This window comes from Streptomyces sp. NPDC054757 (assembly GCF_053612185.1).
Genome location: NZ_JBSHBW010000015.1, coordinates 126,042 through 141,417, shown reverse-complemented (window position 1 = coordinate 141,417; position 15,376 = coordinate 126,042). Strand labels below are relative to the sequence as shown.

The following is a 15,376-nucleotide window of genomic DNA, read 5'->3' as shown; positions in this document are numbered from 1 at the left end:
CGGCGGGGCGGTGAAGGGCGCGCGCACCGTGCCCGACGCGTTCGGCCGAATGCACGCATGAGGGCCCTGAGCTGTTGATAATGACGTGTGGCGCAGAAGGACAGGAAACTCCGCGCGTCCCTGACGCTCGTCGTCGTCGGGGCGCTCGCGCTGCTGGGTTACGCCTCACAGGCCGAGACCAGCAGCGCGCAACGGCATGCAGACACCGGTACCGGGATGCCGGGGGCCGAGGCCCGGGACCAGGACCAGCCGCGCGCGGCGCTGGTGGCCGACGGCACGGCGTACACCCCCCTCAGAACGCAGCAGAACGCCCGGGTGGGCGTGCTGTTCGAGAAGGACGACACCGGTGACCACTTCTGCACCGCGAGCGTCGTCGCGAGTCCGGGCCGGAACATGCTGATCACCGCCGCCCACTGTGCCTTCGACGGCGGCGGCTCGCCCAAGGGTGACCTCGTCTTCGCGCCCGCCTACCGGGAGGGCGAGAAACCGGCCGGGCTGTGGCACGTCAGAAAGGTCGTCGCGGACGACCGCTGGGCCAAGAACGGGAACCCGGACGTCGACGTCGCCTTCCTGCTCCTCGACAGCAACGACGGCAAGCGGATCCAGGACGTCCTCGGCGCCAACACACTCGGCATCGGCCGGGGCTTCCACAACAAGGTCAAGGTGACCGGCTACCCCAACGCCAAGGACACACCGATCTCCTGCCGTAACCGCACCACCCGGTTCAGCGCCACCCAAATGCGTATCCACTGCACGAATTTCGCCGGCGGTACGAGTGGCAGCCCCTGGGTCACGTCCGGCTCCCCGAACGCGCCGACCGGCACGGTGATCGGTGTCCTGGGCGGCTACCAGCGCGGCGGTGACGATGACGACGTGTCGTACGCGTCCTACTTCAACAGCGGGATCGCCACGCTCTACCAGCAGGCCAAGGCCGCTGACTGAGACAGCCGGGACCGGCAGGCGGCCGGGCCCGGCGTTCAGGCCGGGGCGGTTGTGCGGATCGGCGCGGTGTTCAGGTCGGCGCGGTGTTCAGGCCGGGCCGATGTACTGCCGCTCGGACGCGACGGCCAGATCCGCCTCCATCCGTGCGACGGCCGCCTTCAGAGCAGGCAGGACGGTGTCGAGGAACTGCTGTCTCGTGGCGCGGCCCGCGTGCTGTGAGACGTTGACGGCGGCGACCGTTACCCCCCGGCGGTCCTGCAGCGGTACCGCGACGGAGCGCAGACCCTCCTCCAACTCCTCGTCGACCAGGGCATGGCCGTCGTGGCTGACGGAACCAAGGATGTCCGCAAGGGCGCCCGCCGATCTCACGGTGTGCCGGGTGAGCGGTTCGAAGCCGGTACGGGCCAGCCGGGCGGCCTGTTCCGGTGCGGGCAGGCCCGCGAGGAGGACCCGGCCCATCGAGGTCGCATAGGCGGCGAACCGGGTGCCGACGGTGATGTCCACGCTCATGATCCGGGTGGTGGGCACCCGCTCCACGTACCGGATCTCGTCACCGTCGAGGACCGCGACGGACGCCGACTCGCGTACCAGGCCGACCAGTTCGGCGAGGTGGGGCCGGACGATCTCACCGAAGGACAGCCTGGAGAGGCGGGCGTAGCCCAGTTCGAGTACGCGCGGGAGCAGGGTGAAGACACCCCCGTCGGCGCGCACATGGCCGAGGTACTCCAGGGTGATGAGGGCGCGGCGGGCGCTGGCGCGCGGGAGGGCTGCGGCCTCGGCCACGGCGGTCAGGCCCAGTCCGCCGGGGGCCGTGCCGAGCGCCCGCAGGACGGTGAGCCCCCTGGCGAGCGACTGGAGGAACTCGGGGCCCAGTTCCGCCTTGAGTCCGCTGTCCGCCACACCGGGCACGGCCGCGGGGGGCGGTGGCGCGGGGCGGTGCGGCGCGCGCAGCGCCTCCTCCATCGCCGCCGCGGACCGCCGCAGACGGGGCAGCGCGTGCTCGCGGAGCGTCCGTGCGCTGTGGCGGCTGGTGTGGCTGACGACGCTCAGCGCGCAGAGCGGTCTCCCGGCCGGATCGCGGACGGCGTGGGCGACGGCGACGAGACCGGGTTCGATGAACTGGTCGTCCAGCGACCAGCCCCGGCCGGCCGCCTCATCGGTGCGGGCGTCGAAGGCCGCCTCGACCAGGTCGGTGCGGGTGGTGTCGGCGCGGGGTGGCACCGCGGGGAATCCGGTGTCGAGGGGGTCCGCTCGGCGGCGGGCCAGCCACCGCTCGCGGTCGGCCCCGTCCCAGCCGGCGGCGAAGATCGCCCCGGGTGCGCAGCGCTCGGCGGGCAGCAGATCGCCGATCCGGAAGGCGAGCGACATGGCGCGTCTGCGGGTGGCCTGGGTGATGAATCGGACACCGTCGCCGTCGGGTACGGCGATCGACACGGACTCGTCCAGTTCGTCGGCGAGGGCCACCGCGTGCGGTTCCAGCGCGTCGGGCAGGCCGCAGGAGGCCAGATAGGCGTTGCCGAGCTCCATCAGCCGGGGGGCGAGCAGCAGATCGCGGCCCTCGCAGCGGAGGTAGCCGAGGCGGGCGAGGGTGATCGCGATCCGGTCGACGGTGGAGCGCGCCAGGCCGGTCGTGCGGGCCAGGTCGCTGGCGCGCTGGCGTGGCTGCGGGTCTTTGGCCATCGTGCGCAGCACGGTCAGGCCACGCTCCAGCGGTCCGACCGTTTCCCCGGGCGCGGCGGGCGCCGCCGCGGACTCCCGCATGGCCTGCGGCATGGGCCTACCTCCTCGGAGCGGCCACCGGGCCGGTGGCGCTGGGAAAACCGTACCCGGAGGCGTTGACAGGTCCGAAAGCTCGGCGGACACTCAAGCGCAGCGATTATGAACGATAGTTCATTGGGCGAACAGGGGCTGTGCATGGACAAGTTGACGGCAACCGCCGGCGAGGCGGTGTCGGACATCCCGGACGGCGCGTCCCTGGCCGTCGGCGGATTCGGGCTGAGCGGCGTTCCCGAGGTGCTGATCCAGGCCCTGTACGCCAGGGGCTCGACCGGGCTCAGCGTCGTCTCCAACAACTGCGGGGTGGCGGACGGAGGGCTCGGCACCTTGCTCGCGGCCGGGCGGATCGCCCGGGTGACCGGCAGCTACGTCGGCGGGAACGAGGAGTTCGCCCGCCGCTATCTCGGCGGTGAGCTGGAGCTCGAACTCACCCCTCAGGGGAGCCTGGCCGAGCGGCTGCGGGCCGGCGGCTGCGGCATCCCGGCCTTCTTCACCCCGGCCGGTGTCGGCACCCAGGTCGCCGAGGGCGGACTGCCCTGGCGTTACGCCCCGGACGGCAGCGTCGAGGTCTCCTCACCGCCCAAGGAGGTGCGGACGTACGACGGCCGCGACTACGTACTGGAACGTGCCATCACCACCGACTTCGCCCTGGTGCGCGCCGCCAGGGGCGACCGGCACGGCAACCTCGTCTTCAGCAAGGCGGCCCGAAACTTCAATCCGCTCGCCGCGATGGCCGGACGGATCACCGTCGCCGAGGTCGAGCAGCTGGCCGAGCCGGGTGAGATCGGCCCCGACGATGTCCATGTCCCGGGAGTCTTCGTGCAGCGCGTCGTGGCACTGACCCCGGCGCAGGCAGCCGCCAAGGGCATCGAACGGCGGACCGTCTCAGCGGCCCCGGCGGCGCACGGGACGGTGCTCGGCTGATGGCCTGGACACGGAACGGGATGGCGGCGCGCGCCGCGCGTGAGCTGCCTGACGGCTGCTACGCCAATCTCGGCATCGGCCTTCCGACCCTGGTGGCCAACTTCCTCCCCGCCGGGGCCGATGTGGTGCTCCAGTCCGAGAACGGGCTGCTGGGCGTCGGCCCGTACCCCGGCGACGACGAGGTCGATCCCGACCTCATCAACGCGGGCAAGGAGACCGTCACCGTGCTGCCTGGGGCGAGCTTCTTCGACTCCGCGCTCTCCTTCGGCATGATCCGCGGCGGCCATGTCGACGCCGCGGTCCTCGGCGCCATGCAGGTGTCCGCCACGGGCGACCTCGCCAACTGGGCCGTTCCCGGCAAGATGATCAAGGGAATGGGCGGTGCGATGGACCTCGTCCACGGCGCCCGCAGGGTCATCGTCCTGATGGAACACCTGGCCAGGGACGGCTCACCCAAGATCCTCCCGGAGTGCACACTGCCGCTGACCGGGCGACGCTGCGTCGACCGGATCATCACCGACCTCGCCGTCATCGACGTGACCGGAGGCGGGCTCGCGCTGGCCGAGACGGCTCCCGGGGTGAGCCCGGACGAGGTCCTGGCCCGCACGGCCGCACCCGTACGCCTGCCGTCCGGCCGCGAGTCCGCACCCGTACGCCTCCCGCACCACCCCACGGCCCCCCGCTGACAGCTGCCCCGGGACTCCGCCGCGCGGCGGGGCCCGAAGGCTGTACCCGCACCCCCTGGTACCGGAAAGGCAACCGTCCACCATGGCGCTCACCCAGCCCGACATCTCCCGTGAGATCACCCAGGAGTACGAGACCTATGTCAAGGCCGGCACGGTCCGGCACCACCCGTCCCGCGGCTACCCGCCCTACCGGAGCACGGCGCTGCGCCACCCGCGACAGCCGCTGGCCGTCGTGCGGGACCCGGAGGCGGTGGAACTGTCGGGTCCGGCCTTCGGTGTCACCGATGTCACGATGCTGGACGCCGATCTGACGCGGCAGCACCCGGGCGAGCCGCTGGGTGAGCGCATCACCGTCACCGGCCGTGTCCTCGACCGCGCGGGCCGCCCGGTGTGCGGTCAGCTGGTGGAGATATGGCAGGCCAACGCATCCGGGCGCTATGCGCACCAGGGCGACCAGCACCCGGCGCCGCTCGACCCCCACTTCACCGGCGTCGGCCGCTGTCTGACGAGCGACCGGGGCTGGTACTCCTTCACCACCGTCAGGCCCGGCGCCTACCCATGGCGGAACCACGCCAACGCCTGGCGCCCCGCGCACATCCACTTCTCGCTCTTCGGGCGGGCCTTCACTCAACGCCTGGTCACCCAGATGTACTTCCCCGGCGACCCGCTCTTCGCCTACGACCCCATCCTGCAGTCCGTCACCGACGACGACGCCAGGGACCGCCTGGTCGCCCGGTACGACCATGAACTGTCCTGCCCCGAGGAGTCGTTGGGCTACCGCTGGGACATCGTCCTCGACGGCCCCACCGCCACCTGGACGGAGGAGGGACGATGACCGTGCTCCCCACTCCGTCCCAGACCGTGGGCCCCTTCTACGGTTACGCGCTGCCGTTCCCCTGCGGCCCCGAGATGGCCCCGGCCGGGCACCCGGACACCCTCACGGTGCACGGCCAGGTCCTCGACGGCGGCGGCGAGCCGGTACCCGACGCGCTGCTGGAGTTCTGGCAGCCCGCACCCGGCGGTTCCCGGACGGGGGCGCCCGGCTCGATGCGCCGCGACCCGGTCACCGGCGGCCATCTCGGCCGCGACGGCCTCACCTTCACCGGCTTCGGCCGGGTCGCCACCGATGCCGAAGGACGGTGGGTGGTACGCACCCTGCCGCCCGGCGGTGTGCCGTACCTGTCCGTCTGTGTCTTCGCCCGCGGACTGCTGCACCACCTCTACACCCGGGTCTACCTCCCCGACGGCCCGGACGGGACCAGCCCGCCGGCCGACCCGCTGCTCGACTCTCTCGCCCCGGACCGCCGGAAGACCCTGATCGCCACCGGAACGGCGCCGCGCACCTACCGTTTCGACATCCGTCTGCAGGGCGCCGGGGAGACGGTATTCCTTGAATTCCGCTGACCGTCCAACGGCTTCGGCCGTCGCCCTGGCCGGCCACGCCCCACAGCGCCTGCCTGCCTGCCTGCCTGCCTGCCTGCCGTAAGGAAACAGCCGTGAACCGTCTCCCGCACCATCTGCTGGACGGCCCACCCGGCGGCCCGCCCCTGGTCCTCGGACCGTCCCTCGGCACATCGGTGTCCGTCTGGGCGGCTCAGGCCGCCGCCCTGTCCCGTACCCACCGTGTGCTCCGCTTCGACCTGCCCGGCCACGGCGGCTCGCCCGCCGGGCTGCTCCCGCAGGACGGCTCCGCCACCGTCGCCGGACTCGCCGGACTCGTCCTGCGGCTGGCCGACGCCCAGGGCTGGGACCGCTTCGGGTACGCGGGGATCTCGCTGGGGGGAGCCATCGGCGCCCACCTCGCGGTGCACCACCCGGAGCGGATCGGAACGCTCGCGCTGGTCTGTTCATCGGCCCGCTTCGGCGCCCCGGCGGGCTGGCGTGAGCGCGCCGCGCTGGTCCGGGCCGACGGCACCGCTTCCCTCGCACCGGGCGCGGCGGACCGCTGGTTCACCCCCGCCTTCGCCGGGTCGACCGCCGCCGCCGGTCCGGTCGGGGACCTGCTCGCCACCGACCCGGCCGGGTATGCGGCCTGCTGCGACGCGCTGGCCGCCTTCGACCTGCGGGGCGAGCTCCACCGCATCCGGGCACCCGCTCTGGTGATCGCCGGGCGCGAGGACCGGGCGACTCCCCCGGCGCACGCCCGGGAACTCGCCGACGGCATCCCGGGCTCCGCCCTGGTCGAACTGCCCGGTGCCTCCCATCTCGCTCCGGTCGAGCAGCCACGGCCCGTACTCACCGCGCTCCGGGCGCACTTCGCCGTCCCGGCCTCCGACGACGCCTCGCGCCGCACCGCCGGGTCGGCTGTACGCCGTGCCGTACTGGGGGATGCCCATGTGGACCGGGCCGCCGAACGCCGTACACCGTTCACCGCCGCCTTCCAGGACCTCATCACCCGCTACGCCTGGGGCGAGATCTGGACCCGTCCCGGTCTTGACCGCCGTACGCGCAGCTGCGTCACCCTCACGGCGCTGGTCGCCCAGGGCCACCTCGACGAGCTGGCCCTGCACATCGGCGCCGCGGTCCGCAACGGGCTCACCCGTGACGAGATCGAGGAGGTGCTGCTCCAGAGCGCCGTCTACTGCGGTGTCCCGGCGGCCAACGCGGCCTTCGCCACCGCCCAGCGGGTGCTGGCCGGACTCGACGGGTCCGGCTGACCCCGCCGCCCCGCCCTCCCCTCGCACCCCTCCGTCCCAGGAGCACCATGCGCACATGCGTCGGCATCATCGGCGCGGGCCCGGCCGGCCTGCTGCTGTCCCATCTGCTCCACCGCCAGGGCATCGCCAGTGTCGTCCTGGAACTCCGCACGCGTGAGCACGTCGAACACCGTCAGCGCGCCGGCATTCTCGAACACGGCACCGTCGAGGTCCTGCGAGCCTCCGGGGCCGGGGAGCGGATGGACCGGGAGGGCATCCCGCACCGGGGCGTCGAGCTGAGATTCGACCGCCGCCCGCACCGCATCGACCTCGGCGCGGGCACCGGTGGGCGGTCGGTGATGGTGTACGCGCAGACCGAGATGGTGAAGGACCTCATCGCACTGCGCGAACGGGACGGCGGCGCCGTGCTCTTCGGGGCCGAGGCGGTCTCCGTCGAGGGAACCGGCACCGGGGCTCCGGCGGTCCGCTACCGCCACCAGGGGGCCGAAGAGACTCTGGACTGTGATGTCGTCGTCGCCTGCGACGGCTTTCACGGCGTCGGGCGCCGCTCGGTGCCCGAGGGTCTGCTCACGGTATCGGAGCGCACCTATCCCTTCGCCTGGTTGGGCATCCTGGCCGATGTGCCGCCCTCCTGCGACGAGGTGGTCTACGCCCACCACGAGCGCGGCTTCGCGCTGCACAGCATGCGCTCCCCGCAGGTCAGCCGCCTCTATCTGCAGGTCGATCCCTCGGACAGCACCGAGAGCTGGCCGGACGAGCGGATCTGGAGCGAACTCGACGCCCGCTTCGAGACCGAAGGCGACTGGCAGCTCCGGCGCGGCCCGATCACCGAGAAGACCATCACCCCGATGCGCAGCTTCGTGGCGGAACCCATGCGCCACGGCCGCCTCTTCCTGGCCGGTGACGCGGCCCATATCGTTCCGCCCACCGGGGCCAAGGGTCTCAACCTCGCCGTCGCCGACGTCACCCTGCTGGCGCGGGCCCTCACGCACTGGCACAGCCACCAGGACGAGTCGCTGCTCGACGCGTACTCCGACACCGCGCTGCGCCGCGTCTGGCGGGCCGAGCACTTCTCGTACACGATGACCACCCTGCTGCACACCGACCCCGCGGCCACCGGCTTCGAGCGCCGTCTCCAGCTCTCCCATCTGCGGTACCTCGTCTCGTCGGAAGCGGCGTCGGCCTCGCTGGCCGAGAACTACACCGGGCTGCCCCTGGTCTGAGCGGTACGCCACCGGGCACACGCGCCGCCGGGCACAGGGGAATTCGCCGAGGGCAGAACGCCACCGGCAGCCTGCCGGGCGCGGGGCTTCTAGGGTGAAGGAGTGAGCAGCCACCCGCCGAACCAAGCCCGCGCCCTTCCCCTGCGCCCGGTCGCAGCCGCTGCTGCGCCGGTCCCGCAGGCCGAGACGAAAGAGCCCCTGTGGCGGGACGTCGTGGGTGATGTCCTGCGCCGTGAACGCCTCGCGCAGGAGCGCACCCTGAAGGATGTGGCCGACACGGCCAGAATCTCGATGCCCTACCTCTCCGAGCTGGAGCGGGGCCGCAAGGAAGCCTCGTCCGAGGTCCTCGCGGCTGCCGCCCGTGCGCTCGGTCTCGGCCTCGGGGATCTGCTCGCTCTGGGCCAGCGCGAAGTCGCCCGTCTCACCCGTACGGGCCCCGCCGGGTCCCGTACCGCTCCCGCGCCCACGGCGCACGCTCTGGGCTCCGGGCGGCCGCACGCCCGCGCCGACGACGGCACCGCGATGACCGTCGTGACGGAGCTGAGTTCCCGCCGTGCGGTGGCCGACCCGGTCGTGCCGCCGGTCGCTCCGCCGGTCTCGCGCCAGGGTGAAGTGCGCCTGGCGGCCTGAGCGTCGGGCCTGCGGGAGGGCAGGGCGGGTGCGCCCGTCCTGCCCTCCGCCCCCTCGGTTCCGTGCCGGGGGCCGGTCTCGTTCCCGGCTCTCCCGCGCGAATGCGTTACACGGGTACGTTCCGGCGGCTGAGCACCTGGTCGGCGAGTCCGTACGCGACCGCCTCCCGCGCGGTGAAGACCTTGTCGCGGTCCATGTCGGCGCGGAGTTCGGAGATCTCGTGGTGCGTGTGCCGGGAGAGCACCTCTTCGACCTCCGAGCGGAACCGGAGCATCTCCTTGGCCTGCAGGCTGAGATCGGAGACCGTGCCCTGCCGGCCACCGGTCGCGGGCTGGCCGAGCAGGACCCGTGCGTGGTCCAGTACGAACCTTCGGCCCGGGTCTCCGCCCGCGAGCAGCACCGCGGCGGTCGAGGCCGCCTGGCCGACACAGAAGGTCGAAACGGGTGAGCTGACGAAGGTCATCGTGTCGTAGATGGCCATCAGCGAAGTGACCGATCCGCCGGGCGAGTTGAGATAGACGGAGATCTCGGTCTGCTGGCTCGCCGACTCCAGGTGCAGCAGCTGCGCGATGACGACGTTGGCCACGCCGTCGTCGATCTCCGTACCGATGAAGATGATGCGCTCGGAGAGCAGCCGGCTGAAGACGTCGTAGGAACGCTCCCCGTGCGGGGTGCGCTCGACGACGTTCGGGATCGTGTACTGGCCCATGTTCACCGGGTAGTGGTCCATCTCAGAGCCCCGTCCGTCGCCGCGGGCCGGCCGGGCGGACGTCGTCCAGCGACTCCACGACCCGGTCGACCATGCCGTACTCCTTGGCCTGCGCCGCGGTGAACCAGCGGTCGCGGTCGCCGTCCCGGGAGATCGTCTCCTCGCTCTGGCCGGTGTGGTCCGCGGTGATCCGCTCGATGGCCTTCTTGGTGAATTCGAGGTTCTCCGCCTGGATCGCGATGTCGGCCGCGGTCCCGCCGATACCGGCCGACGGCTGGTGCATCATGATCCGCGCGTTCGGCAGCGCGAAGCGCTTGCCGCGCTCTCCGACCGTCAGCAGGAACTGGCCCATGCTGGCGGCGAACCCCATCGCGAGGGTGGCGACGTCGTTCGGGATGAGCTGCATGGTGTCGTAGATCGCGAGCCCGGCCGTCACCGAGCCGCCGGGGCTGTTGATGTACAGACTGATGTCGGTCTTCGGGTCCTCGGCCGACAGCAGGAGCAGCTGGGCACAGACCCGGTTGGCAGAGACGTCGTCCACCTGGGTGCCGAGCAGGACGATGCGCTGCATCAGGAGCTGGGCGGCCAGATGGTCGTCGAAGGGGGTGGCGGGGGTGCTGTCGTCGTCGGACGCCCGGGGGGCGAGGGCGGTGCCCCAGCCGCTGGGGGGAGTTGGCATCGGTCCTCCTTGTCGGGGCGCGGACGCGGGATCCGCGCTCTTCCCCCACTGTCGGCCCGGCCGGGTGCCCTGCCGGGCTTTCTCGGCCCGCAGCAGATTCGCCGACGGCAGAGCCGGGCCGACCGGCAGGACCAGCCTGCCCGCGGGGCCCGCCCGCCGCCGGGCGGGCCCCGCGGTTCAGCTCAGCGAGTGGTAGAGGCCGAACTCGGCGATGCGCGCCGGGCGGCGGGAGCCGAGCACCCGCAGCCGCCACTGCCGTGCGGCCACCGCGGCGGGCAGCACGACGATCCGGCTCGCGCCGACGGTCCCCGCCTTCGCCACCTCCGTCCAGCCCTTCTCCGTACGGGCCTCCACGACGACCAGTTCGACCTGCTGGCCGTGGCGGATGTCCTCGGCGAGCCGGATCCGGTCCACCTCGCGCGGGCGGCCGAAGTCGACGTACAGGGTGCCCTTCGACGCCGCGGGCGCGGTCCACGCGGTGTCCGGGTCGCCGTCGACCGCGAGGTCCGAATGGTGGCCGTCGCCCCAGGTCCGCGCCGTACGGGCGAGGTTCATCGGCAGCTCACTGCCGATGCGCTCGTCGAAAGCGCGGAGCACGGCGACATCCGCCGCGGGGAGCCGCCCCTGCTGGTCCGGCGGGATGTTCAGCAGCAGTACGGAGTTGCGCCCGACCGACCGCAGATAGATGTCGGTGAGTTCGTCGACGGTCTTGGGCTGCTGGTCCGCGTGGTAGAACCAGCCGGGCCTGATGGAGACATCGCACTCGGCGGGCCACCACTGGAGGTACTGGGCGACCGTCCGGGAGGCGGCAAGCGCCTCGCGGCTGCCCTGGTCGGGGGCGTCGTAGGGCAGCGCGTAGTCGGTACGCCCGTACTCCGCGGCGGCGACCGGGACGGCGCTCCACTCGTCCTCCCGGGCCAGCCCGCCCTCGTTGCCGACCCAGCGCACGTCGGGGCCCGACACCGCGATGGAGGCGCCGGGCGCGAGGGCGCGGACGATCTCGTACCAGCTGTCCCAGTCGTAGTGCTCGACCTTCTCCGGGGGGATGCGGCCCTGGGCGCCGTCGAACCACACCTCGTCCACCGGCCCGTATTCGGTGAGCACTTCGTAGAGCTGGTTGAGCATATGGGCGCCGTAGTCGGTGGCCTGGAGCCGGAAGGTGCGCGGTCTCCTTCCGGCCCGGTCGTCGCCGTGGACGAGTGCGGGCACCGTGCGGGTGGTACGGGCGCTGCCGTTGGCGTAGACCCCATGCAGATACTGGTTCTCGTCGGCCGGAGAGATGTAGACGCCCACCTTGATCCCGTGGGCGCGCATCGAGTCGGCGAACGAGCGCAGCACGTCGCCCCGGCCGTCCGCCCAGCTGCTGGAGGCGACGCTGTGGTCCGTGTAGCGGGAGGGGTACAGCACAAAGCCGTCGTGGTGCTTGACCGTGAGGATGGCGAGTTCGAAGCCGCCGTCCCGCAGCGCCCGCGCCCACTGGTCGGTGTCGAGGCCGGTCGGCTGGAAGACGTCGGGGTTTTCGTCTCCCGTACCCCACTCCAGGCCGGTGAAGGTGTTGACGCCGAAGTGCAGGAAGGCCGTCTTCTCCAGCCGCTGCCAGGCTATCTGGCGCTCGGTGGGGCGCAGCCGGGCGGCCTTGGCGACCAGTTCGCCGGGGGTGTCGTCCGGGCTGATGGCGATACGGTAGCCGGGTTCGACGGGCAGGGAGGGGCGGCCGGGCCCCGTGGGTACGGAGGATCGGCCGGCCGGCGCGGCCAGCGCGTCCGTGGCGAGCAGGGGCGAGCCGGTGGATGCGGTGGCGGCGGCGAGCGCGGTGACGAAGAGGCGGCGGCTGAGAGCCATGGGCACGTCCTTCGGTGTCAGGGGGTTCGGGTGGGGTATGCGGGACCACACCTTCGTCCATTCATCCGATGTTCTGCGGAGCCCAGGCTCTCAATTTTGTTGTCCTACCGGTGAGTTGGATGAGAAGAGTCCATCCGTCCCTGCGGAAAGTCCATCCCGGCCCGGCGGCAGACCGGCCGAACCGGCAAAAGACGCGCCGAACCGATGGCAGACGCACTGAACCGGTGGTGGGGCCCATGGCACACATGGGCCCCACCACCGGTTCAGCCGGCCCGCCGGGCTCTCCGGGCTCTCCGGGCTCTCCGGGCTCTCCGGGCTCTCCGGGCCAACGGTCAGTCCGCCGCGGGAATCCTCCCCGCCTCCTGTTTGCCGAGCATCGGCAGATGACGCCCGATCATCAGCTTGTACAGCCCTGCACCGAGCGCACCACCGATCAGCGGTCCGACGATCGGCACCCAGAAGTAGAGGTTGCCGTACTGATCTCGCCAGGCCGTGTGATAACCGGTGATGAAACTCGCCAGCCGGGGCCCGAAGTCACGTGCGGGGTTGATGGCGTACCCGGCGTCGGCACCGAAGGCCATACCGATGGCCACGATGAGCAGACCGATGAGCAGCGGCCCCATGTTGGCGCCGGGCGGGTCGTTGAGCAGATCGGTGAGCGCGAACAGCACGAAGAGCAGGATCGCGGTACCGAGGATCTGGTCGCGCAGGGCTCCCCACTCACTGACCGGAAAGGTTCCGTTGCCGGGCAGCGTCGAGAAGACGAACTGGGACTTGAACGTGTGGCCGGGGTCGAACTTGGCCAGGATCTCCGTGTAGTTCCATCGGACCAGCAGCGCGGCGACGAAGGCACCGGCGGTCTGTGCCACGACATAGGGGACGACCTTCGCCCAGGAGAAGCCCCTGAAGAGGGCGAAGGCGAGCGTAACCGCCGGGTTGATGTGGGCCCCGCTGATCCGGCCGGCGACATACACCCCCAGCGTGACGCCGAATCCCCAGGCCCAGGCGATGCTGTCGTGGTCGCCGAGACCCGCGGCCGCCACCTGCGCCACCACCCCGGCCCCGAACAGGATGAGGATGAGGGTGCCGGAGAACTCGGCGGACAGTTCAGCCAACAGGCCCGTTCTCTTTGTGCCTTTTGACATGGACACCTGCCTCCAGACGGTCCGGGCTGAGACGTACGGCCGGCGGCACGGATCGGCGGCGGGCGACAGGCTGACGCACCGTAGGCCGAAAGACACGCACCGGCATACCCATACGACGTGCAGCGACGCACCAGCGCAAGCTGTGGCGGGCGACCGGGTGCCACCGGGCCCCGTCACCGGCCTTTCACCCCACCCTTGACGCGGACACGTCGAGCTGAAATGGTCTGGACCAACTCGGTGCAGACCGCTGATGCCGTTGCCGCGCTCGCTCCGTTCCCCGGACACGGACCGGAGACGGAGTGATACGGAAGCGGACGGAAGAGGTCCGTACCGCCCGCCTTCGCGCCTCTCGGCCCCACCCGCGAGAGGCCGACCTGCCGCGGCCTTGTCTCCCCACAGGCCGGTCGCACGCAGGAAGACCTGATGTGAAGGAGTTCTCCATGCACGCGAAAAGGAAGACCGCCGCCATCCTCGGCGCGTTCCTCGCTCCGGTACTCGCGATCAGCCTGCCCGCCGCGTCGGCCGGCGCCCACGGATATGTCTCATCGCCTCCCAGTCGGCAGGCTCAGTGCGCGGCACACACCGTCAGCTGCGGTGCCATCACCTATGAGCCGCAGAGCGTGGAGGGCCCCAAGGGTCTCCAGAGCTGCAGCGGCGGCAACTCCCAGTACGCCGAGCTGGACGACGACTCCAAGGGCTGGGCCGTCACACCGGTGGGCTCCACCACGGAGTTCAAGTGGACGCTGACGGCACAGCACGCCACCAGCACCTGGCAGTACTTCGTCGGCGGCCAGAAGATCGCCGAGTTCGACGACCACGGCGCGAAGCCGGGCGCCACGGTCACCCACTCGGTGAACTTCGGCGGCCTCAAGGGCAAGCAGAAGGTCCTCGCCGTGTGGAACATCGCGGACACCAGCAACGCCTTCTACACGTGCATCGACGTGAACGTCGGCTGACACGGGTACCGCACCGGCTCCGCACGGCCGGTCGCGCGCGGTGGGTCCCTCACCGAAACGGTCCGGGGCCCCACCGCGCGCGGGACGCGTGCGGTGCCTCCGGCCGGGGCCCCGCGCGCGGGGCGTGCGGTACCTCCGGCCGGGCCCCGCACCAGAGCAGGGGCGCCTCCCCCGGTGCCCGGCCCACCCCCACGGACGGAGAGTGGCAGCGAATGTTCCGACGAGGTCTGCGGGCCCTGCTGGCCCCCGCGATGGCGCTGGCGTGTCTGGGGCTCGTGGCTCCCGCGGCGGGCGCGCACGAGGGGCGGCGCCCCACGCCGTTCGTCGTGAGCGAGAGCCAGTTCGAGCGGATGTTCCCCGACCGGGACCCCTTCTTCACCTACGACGGACTCGTCGAGGCAACACATTCCTATCCCGGGTTCGCCCGCACGGGGAGCCTGCTGGTGCGGCGGCAGGAGGCGGCGGCCTTCCTCGCCAACGTCAGCCATGAGACCGGCGGGCTCCACTACAAGGTCGCCCAGGACGAGTCGACCTACCCGGTCTTCTGCGACACGACCCAGCCGTACGGCTGTCCCGCCGGGCAGGACGCGTACTACGGGCGCGGTGCGATCATGCTCAGCTGGAACTTCAACTACAAGGCCGCCGGTGACGCACTCGGGCTCGACCTGCTGGACGATCCCTGGCTGGTCGAGCGGGACCCGGCCGTCGCCTGGGCCACCGCACTCTGGTACTGGAACACCCAGGACGGGCCCGGCACCATGACCGGCCACCAGGCCATGGTGCGCCACGCGGGATTCGGCGAGACCATCCGCAGCCTCAACGGAACCGCCGAGTGCGACGGCGGCAACCCCGCCCAGATGCAGCACCGCGTCAGCCTCTATCTGCACTTCACCCGCGTCCTGCACACGCTTCCCGGCCGACGGGTCGGCTGCTGACGCACCAGGGGGACGTCCGCACCGTCAACCGCGGCAGGTCTCCGGGAGCCGCCTTCAGGTACAGACTTTCCGGAGCGACCAGGGGTGGCCGCCACCACGTTCCCATGGGGCGACAATGGATCCATTACCGTCGTCAATAACCTTGGCAGTCGGCTGACTTGGTTCAGCTTGCGGGATCCTCTCCTGCCGCCGACATGAGAGGTATCGACCACAGTGCCTGGTCCGCGCGCCCCACCGGACGGGCGGACCAGGCAGTCAGCGGTCAGCGTTCA

14 protein-coding genes and 1 pseudogene are annotated in these 15,376 nt (G+C 71.6%); 10 read left to right on the top strand and 5 right to left on the bottom strand.

Annotation, left to right across the window (positions count from 1 at the left end; all coding sequences use genetic code 11):
* The first annotated feature begins 87 nt into the window (after positions 1-87).
* On the top strand, positions 88-942 hold the full coding sequence (locus ACWGKJ_RS19450) for a trypsin-like serine peptidase (protein WP_385032360.1): 855 nt from the start codon (positions 88-90) through the stop codon (positions 940-942).
* Positions 943-1,029: 87 nt separating this feature from the next.
* Here the strand turns inward: ACWGKJ_RS19450 and ACWGKJ_RS19445 are convergent, their stop codons facing one another.
* A complete protein-coding gene (locus ACWGKJ_RS19445; RefSeq protein WP_385032363.1) occupies positions 1,030-2,715 on the bottom strand; it encodes an IclR family transcriptional regulator domain-containing protein in 1,686 nt (561 codons plus the stop codon).
* Positions 2,716-2,856: 141 nt separating this feature from the next.
* On the opposite strand from ACWGKJ_RS19445, the gene ACWGKJ_RS19440 reads away from it, so the two are divergent.
* The 7 genes and pseudogenes from ACWGKJ_RS19440 to ACWGKJ_RS19410 all read left to right on the top strand — a co-directional run.
* Entirely contained in the window at positions 2,857-3,642 is a 786-nt protein-coding gene (locus ACWGKJ_RS19440) for a CoA transferase subunit A (RefSeq protein WP_385032366.1), read from the top strand.
* Complete coding sequence (locus ACWGKJ_RS19435) at positions 3,642-4,328, top strand: CoA transferase subunit B (protein WP_385032370.1); 687 nt, start codon at positions 3,642-3,644, stop codon at positions 4,326-4,328. The genes ACWGKJ_RS19440 and ACWGKJ_RS19435 overlap by 1 nt, the downstream gene beginning before the upstream one ends.
* A gap of 82 nt (positions 4,329-4,410) precedes the next feature.
* Positions 4,411-5,163, top strand: a complete 753-nt coding sequence (gene pcaH, locus ACWGKJ_RS19430) for a protocatechuate 3,4-dioxygenase subunit beta (protein WP_385032373.1) — start codon at positions 4,411-4,413, stop codon at positions 5,161-5,163.
* On the top strand, positions 5,160-5,732 hold the full coding sequence (gene pcaG / locus ACWGKJ_RS19425) for a protocatechuate 3,4-dioxygenase subunit alpha (RefSeq protein ID WP_385032376.1): 573 nt from the start codon (positions 5,160-5,162) through the stop codon (positions 5,730-5,732). Before pcaH ends, pcaG begins: the two co-directional genes overlap by 4 nt.
* 92 nt (positions 5,733-5,824) lie before the next feature.
* Entirely contained in the window at positions 5,825-6,985 is a 1,161-nt protein-coding gene (gene pcaDC / locus ACWGKJ_RS19420; protein ID WP_385032379.1) for a bifunctional 3-oxoadipate enol-lactonase/4-carboxymuconolactone decarboxylase PcaDC, read from the top strand.
* 47 nt (positions 6,986-7,032) lie between these two features.
* Positions 7,033-8,208: a 4-hydroxybenzoate 3-monooxygenase gene (locus ACWGKJ_RS19415; RefSeq protein ID WP_385032381.1), complete on the top strand. Its 1,176-nt coding sequence runs from the start codon at positions 7,033-7,035 to the stop codon at positions 8,206-8,208.
* 102 nt (positions 8,209-8,310) lie between these two features.
* Positions 8,311-8,667: pseudogene (locus ACWGKJ_RS19410) on the top strand (helix-turn-helix domain-containing protein); the annotation flags it as partial.
* Between the two features lie 277 nt (positions 8,668-8,944).
* On the opposite strand, the gene ACWGKJ_RS19405 reads toward ACWGKJ_RS19410, so the two are convergent.
* From ACWGKJ_RS19405 to ACWGKJ_RS19390, 4 genes are all read right to left on the bottom strand, one after another.
* Entirely contained in the window at positions 8,945-9,547 is a 603-nt protein-coding gene (locus ACWGKJ_RS19405; protein ID WP_385032387.1) for a ClpP family protease, read from the bottom strand.
* A 22-nt stretch (positions 9,548-9,569) separates the two neighbouring features.
* The gene (locus tag ACWGKJ_RS19400) at positions 9,570-10,226 is read right to left on the bottom strand and encodes a ClpP family protease (protein ID WP_385032384.1); all 657 of its coding nucleotides are present in this window, start codon (positions 10,224-10,226) and stop codon (positions 9,570-9,572) included.
* A gap of 177 nt (positions 10,227-10,403) precedes the next feature.
* On the bottom strand, positions 10,404-12,068 hold the full coding sequence (locus ACWGKJ_RS19395; RefSeq protein WP_385034185.1) for an alpha-L-fucosidase: 1,665 nt from the start codon (positions 12,066-12,068) through the stop codon (positions 10,404-10,406).
* A gap of 332 nt (positions 12,069-12,400) precedes the next feature.
* The gene (locus ACWGKJ_RS19390; RefSeq protein WP_385033352.1) at positions 12,401-13,213 is read right to left on the bottom strand and encodes an MIP/aquaporin family protein; all 813 of its coding nucleotides are present in this window, start codon (positions 13,211-13,213) and stop codon (positions 12,401-12,403) included.
* A gap of 440 nt (positions 13,214-13,653) precedes the next feature.
* Between ACWGKJ_RS19390 and ACWGKJ_RS19385 the strand changes: the two genes are divergently transcribed.
* The gene (locus tag ACWGKJ_RS19385) at positions 13,654-14,169 is read left to right on the top strand and encodes a lytic polysaccharide monooxygenase auxiliary activity family 9 protein (RefSeq protein WP_385033349.1); all 516 of its coding nucleotides are present in this window, start codon (positions 13,654-13,656) and stop codon (positions 14,167-14,169) included.
* A 212-nt stretch (positions 14,170-14,381) separates the two neighbouring features.
* Entirely contained in the window at positions 14,382-15,104 is a 723-nt protein-coding gene (locus ACWGKJ_RS19380; protein WP_385033346.1) for a chitinase, read from the top strand.
* Positions 15,105-15,376: the final 272 nt, after the last annotated feature.

Coding starts and splice junctions, on each gene's coding strand:
- pcaG (WP_385032376.1), top strand. CDS start 5,160: ATGACCGTGCTCCCCACTCCGTCCCAGACCGTGGGCCCCTTCTACGGT.
- ACWGKJ_RS19445 (WP_385032363.1), bottom strand. CDS start 2,715: ATGCCGCAGGCCATGCGGGAGTCCGCGGCGGCGCCCGCCGCGCCCGGG.
- pcaH (WP_385032373.1), top strand. CDS start 4,411: ATGGCGCTCACCCAGCCCGACATCTCCCGTGAGATCACCCAGGAGTAC.
- ACWGKJ_RS19385 (WP_385033349.1), top strand. CDS start 13,654: ATGCACGCGAAAAGGAAGACCGCCGCCATCCTCGGCGCGTTCCTCGCT.
- ACWGKJ_RS19435 (WP_385032370.1), top strand. CDS start 3,642: ATGGCCTGGACACGGAACGGGATGGCGGCGCGCGCCGCGCGTGAGCTG.
- ACWGKJ_RS19440 (WP_385032366.1), top strand. CDS start 2,857: ATGGACAAGTTGACGGCAACCGCCGGCGAGGCGGTGTCGGACATCCCG.
- ACWGKJ_RS19390 (WP_385033352.1), bottom strand. CDS start 13,213: ATGTCAAAAGGCACAAAGAGAACGGGCCTGTTGGCTGAACTGTCCGCC.
- ACWGKJ_RS19400 (WP_385032384.1), bottom strand. CDS start 10,226: ATGCCAACTCCCCCCAGCGGCTGGGGCACCGCCCTCGCCCCCCGGGCG.
- ACWGKJ_RS19395 (WP_385034185.1), bottom strand. CDS start 12,068: ATGGCTCTCAGCCGCCGCCTCTTCGTCACCGCGCTCGCCGCCGCCACC.
- ACWGKJ_RS19415 (WP_385032381.1), top strand. CDS start 7,033: ATGCGCACATGCGTCGGCATCATCGGCGCGGGCCCGGCCGGCCTGCTG.
- ACWGKJ_RS19380 (WP_385033346.1), top strand. CDS start 14,382: ATGTTCCGACGAGGTCTGCGGGCCCTGCTGGCCCCCGCGATGGCGCTG.
- ACWGKJ_RS19405 (WP_385032387.1), bottom strand. CDS start 9,547: ATGGGCCAGTACACGATCCCGAACGTCGTCGAGCGCACCCCGCACGGG.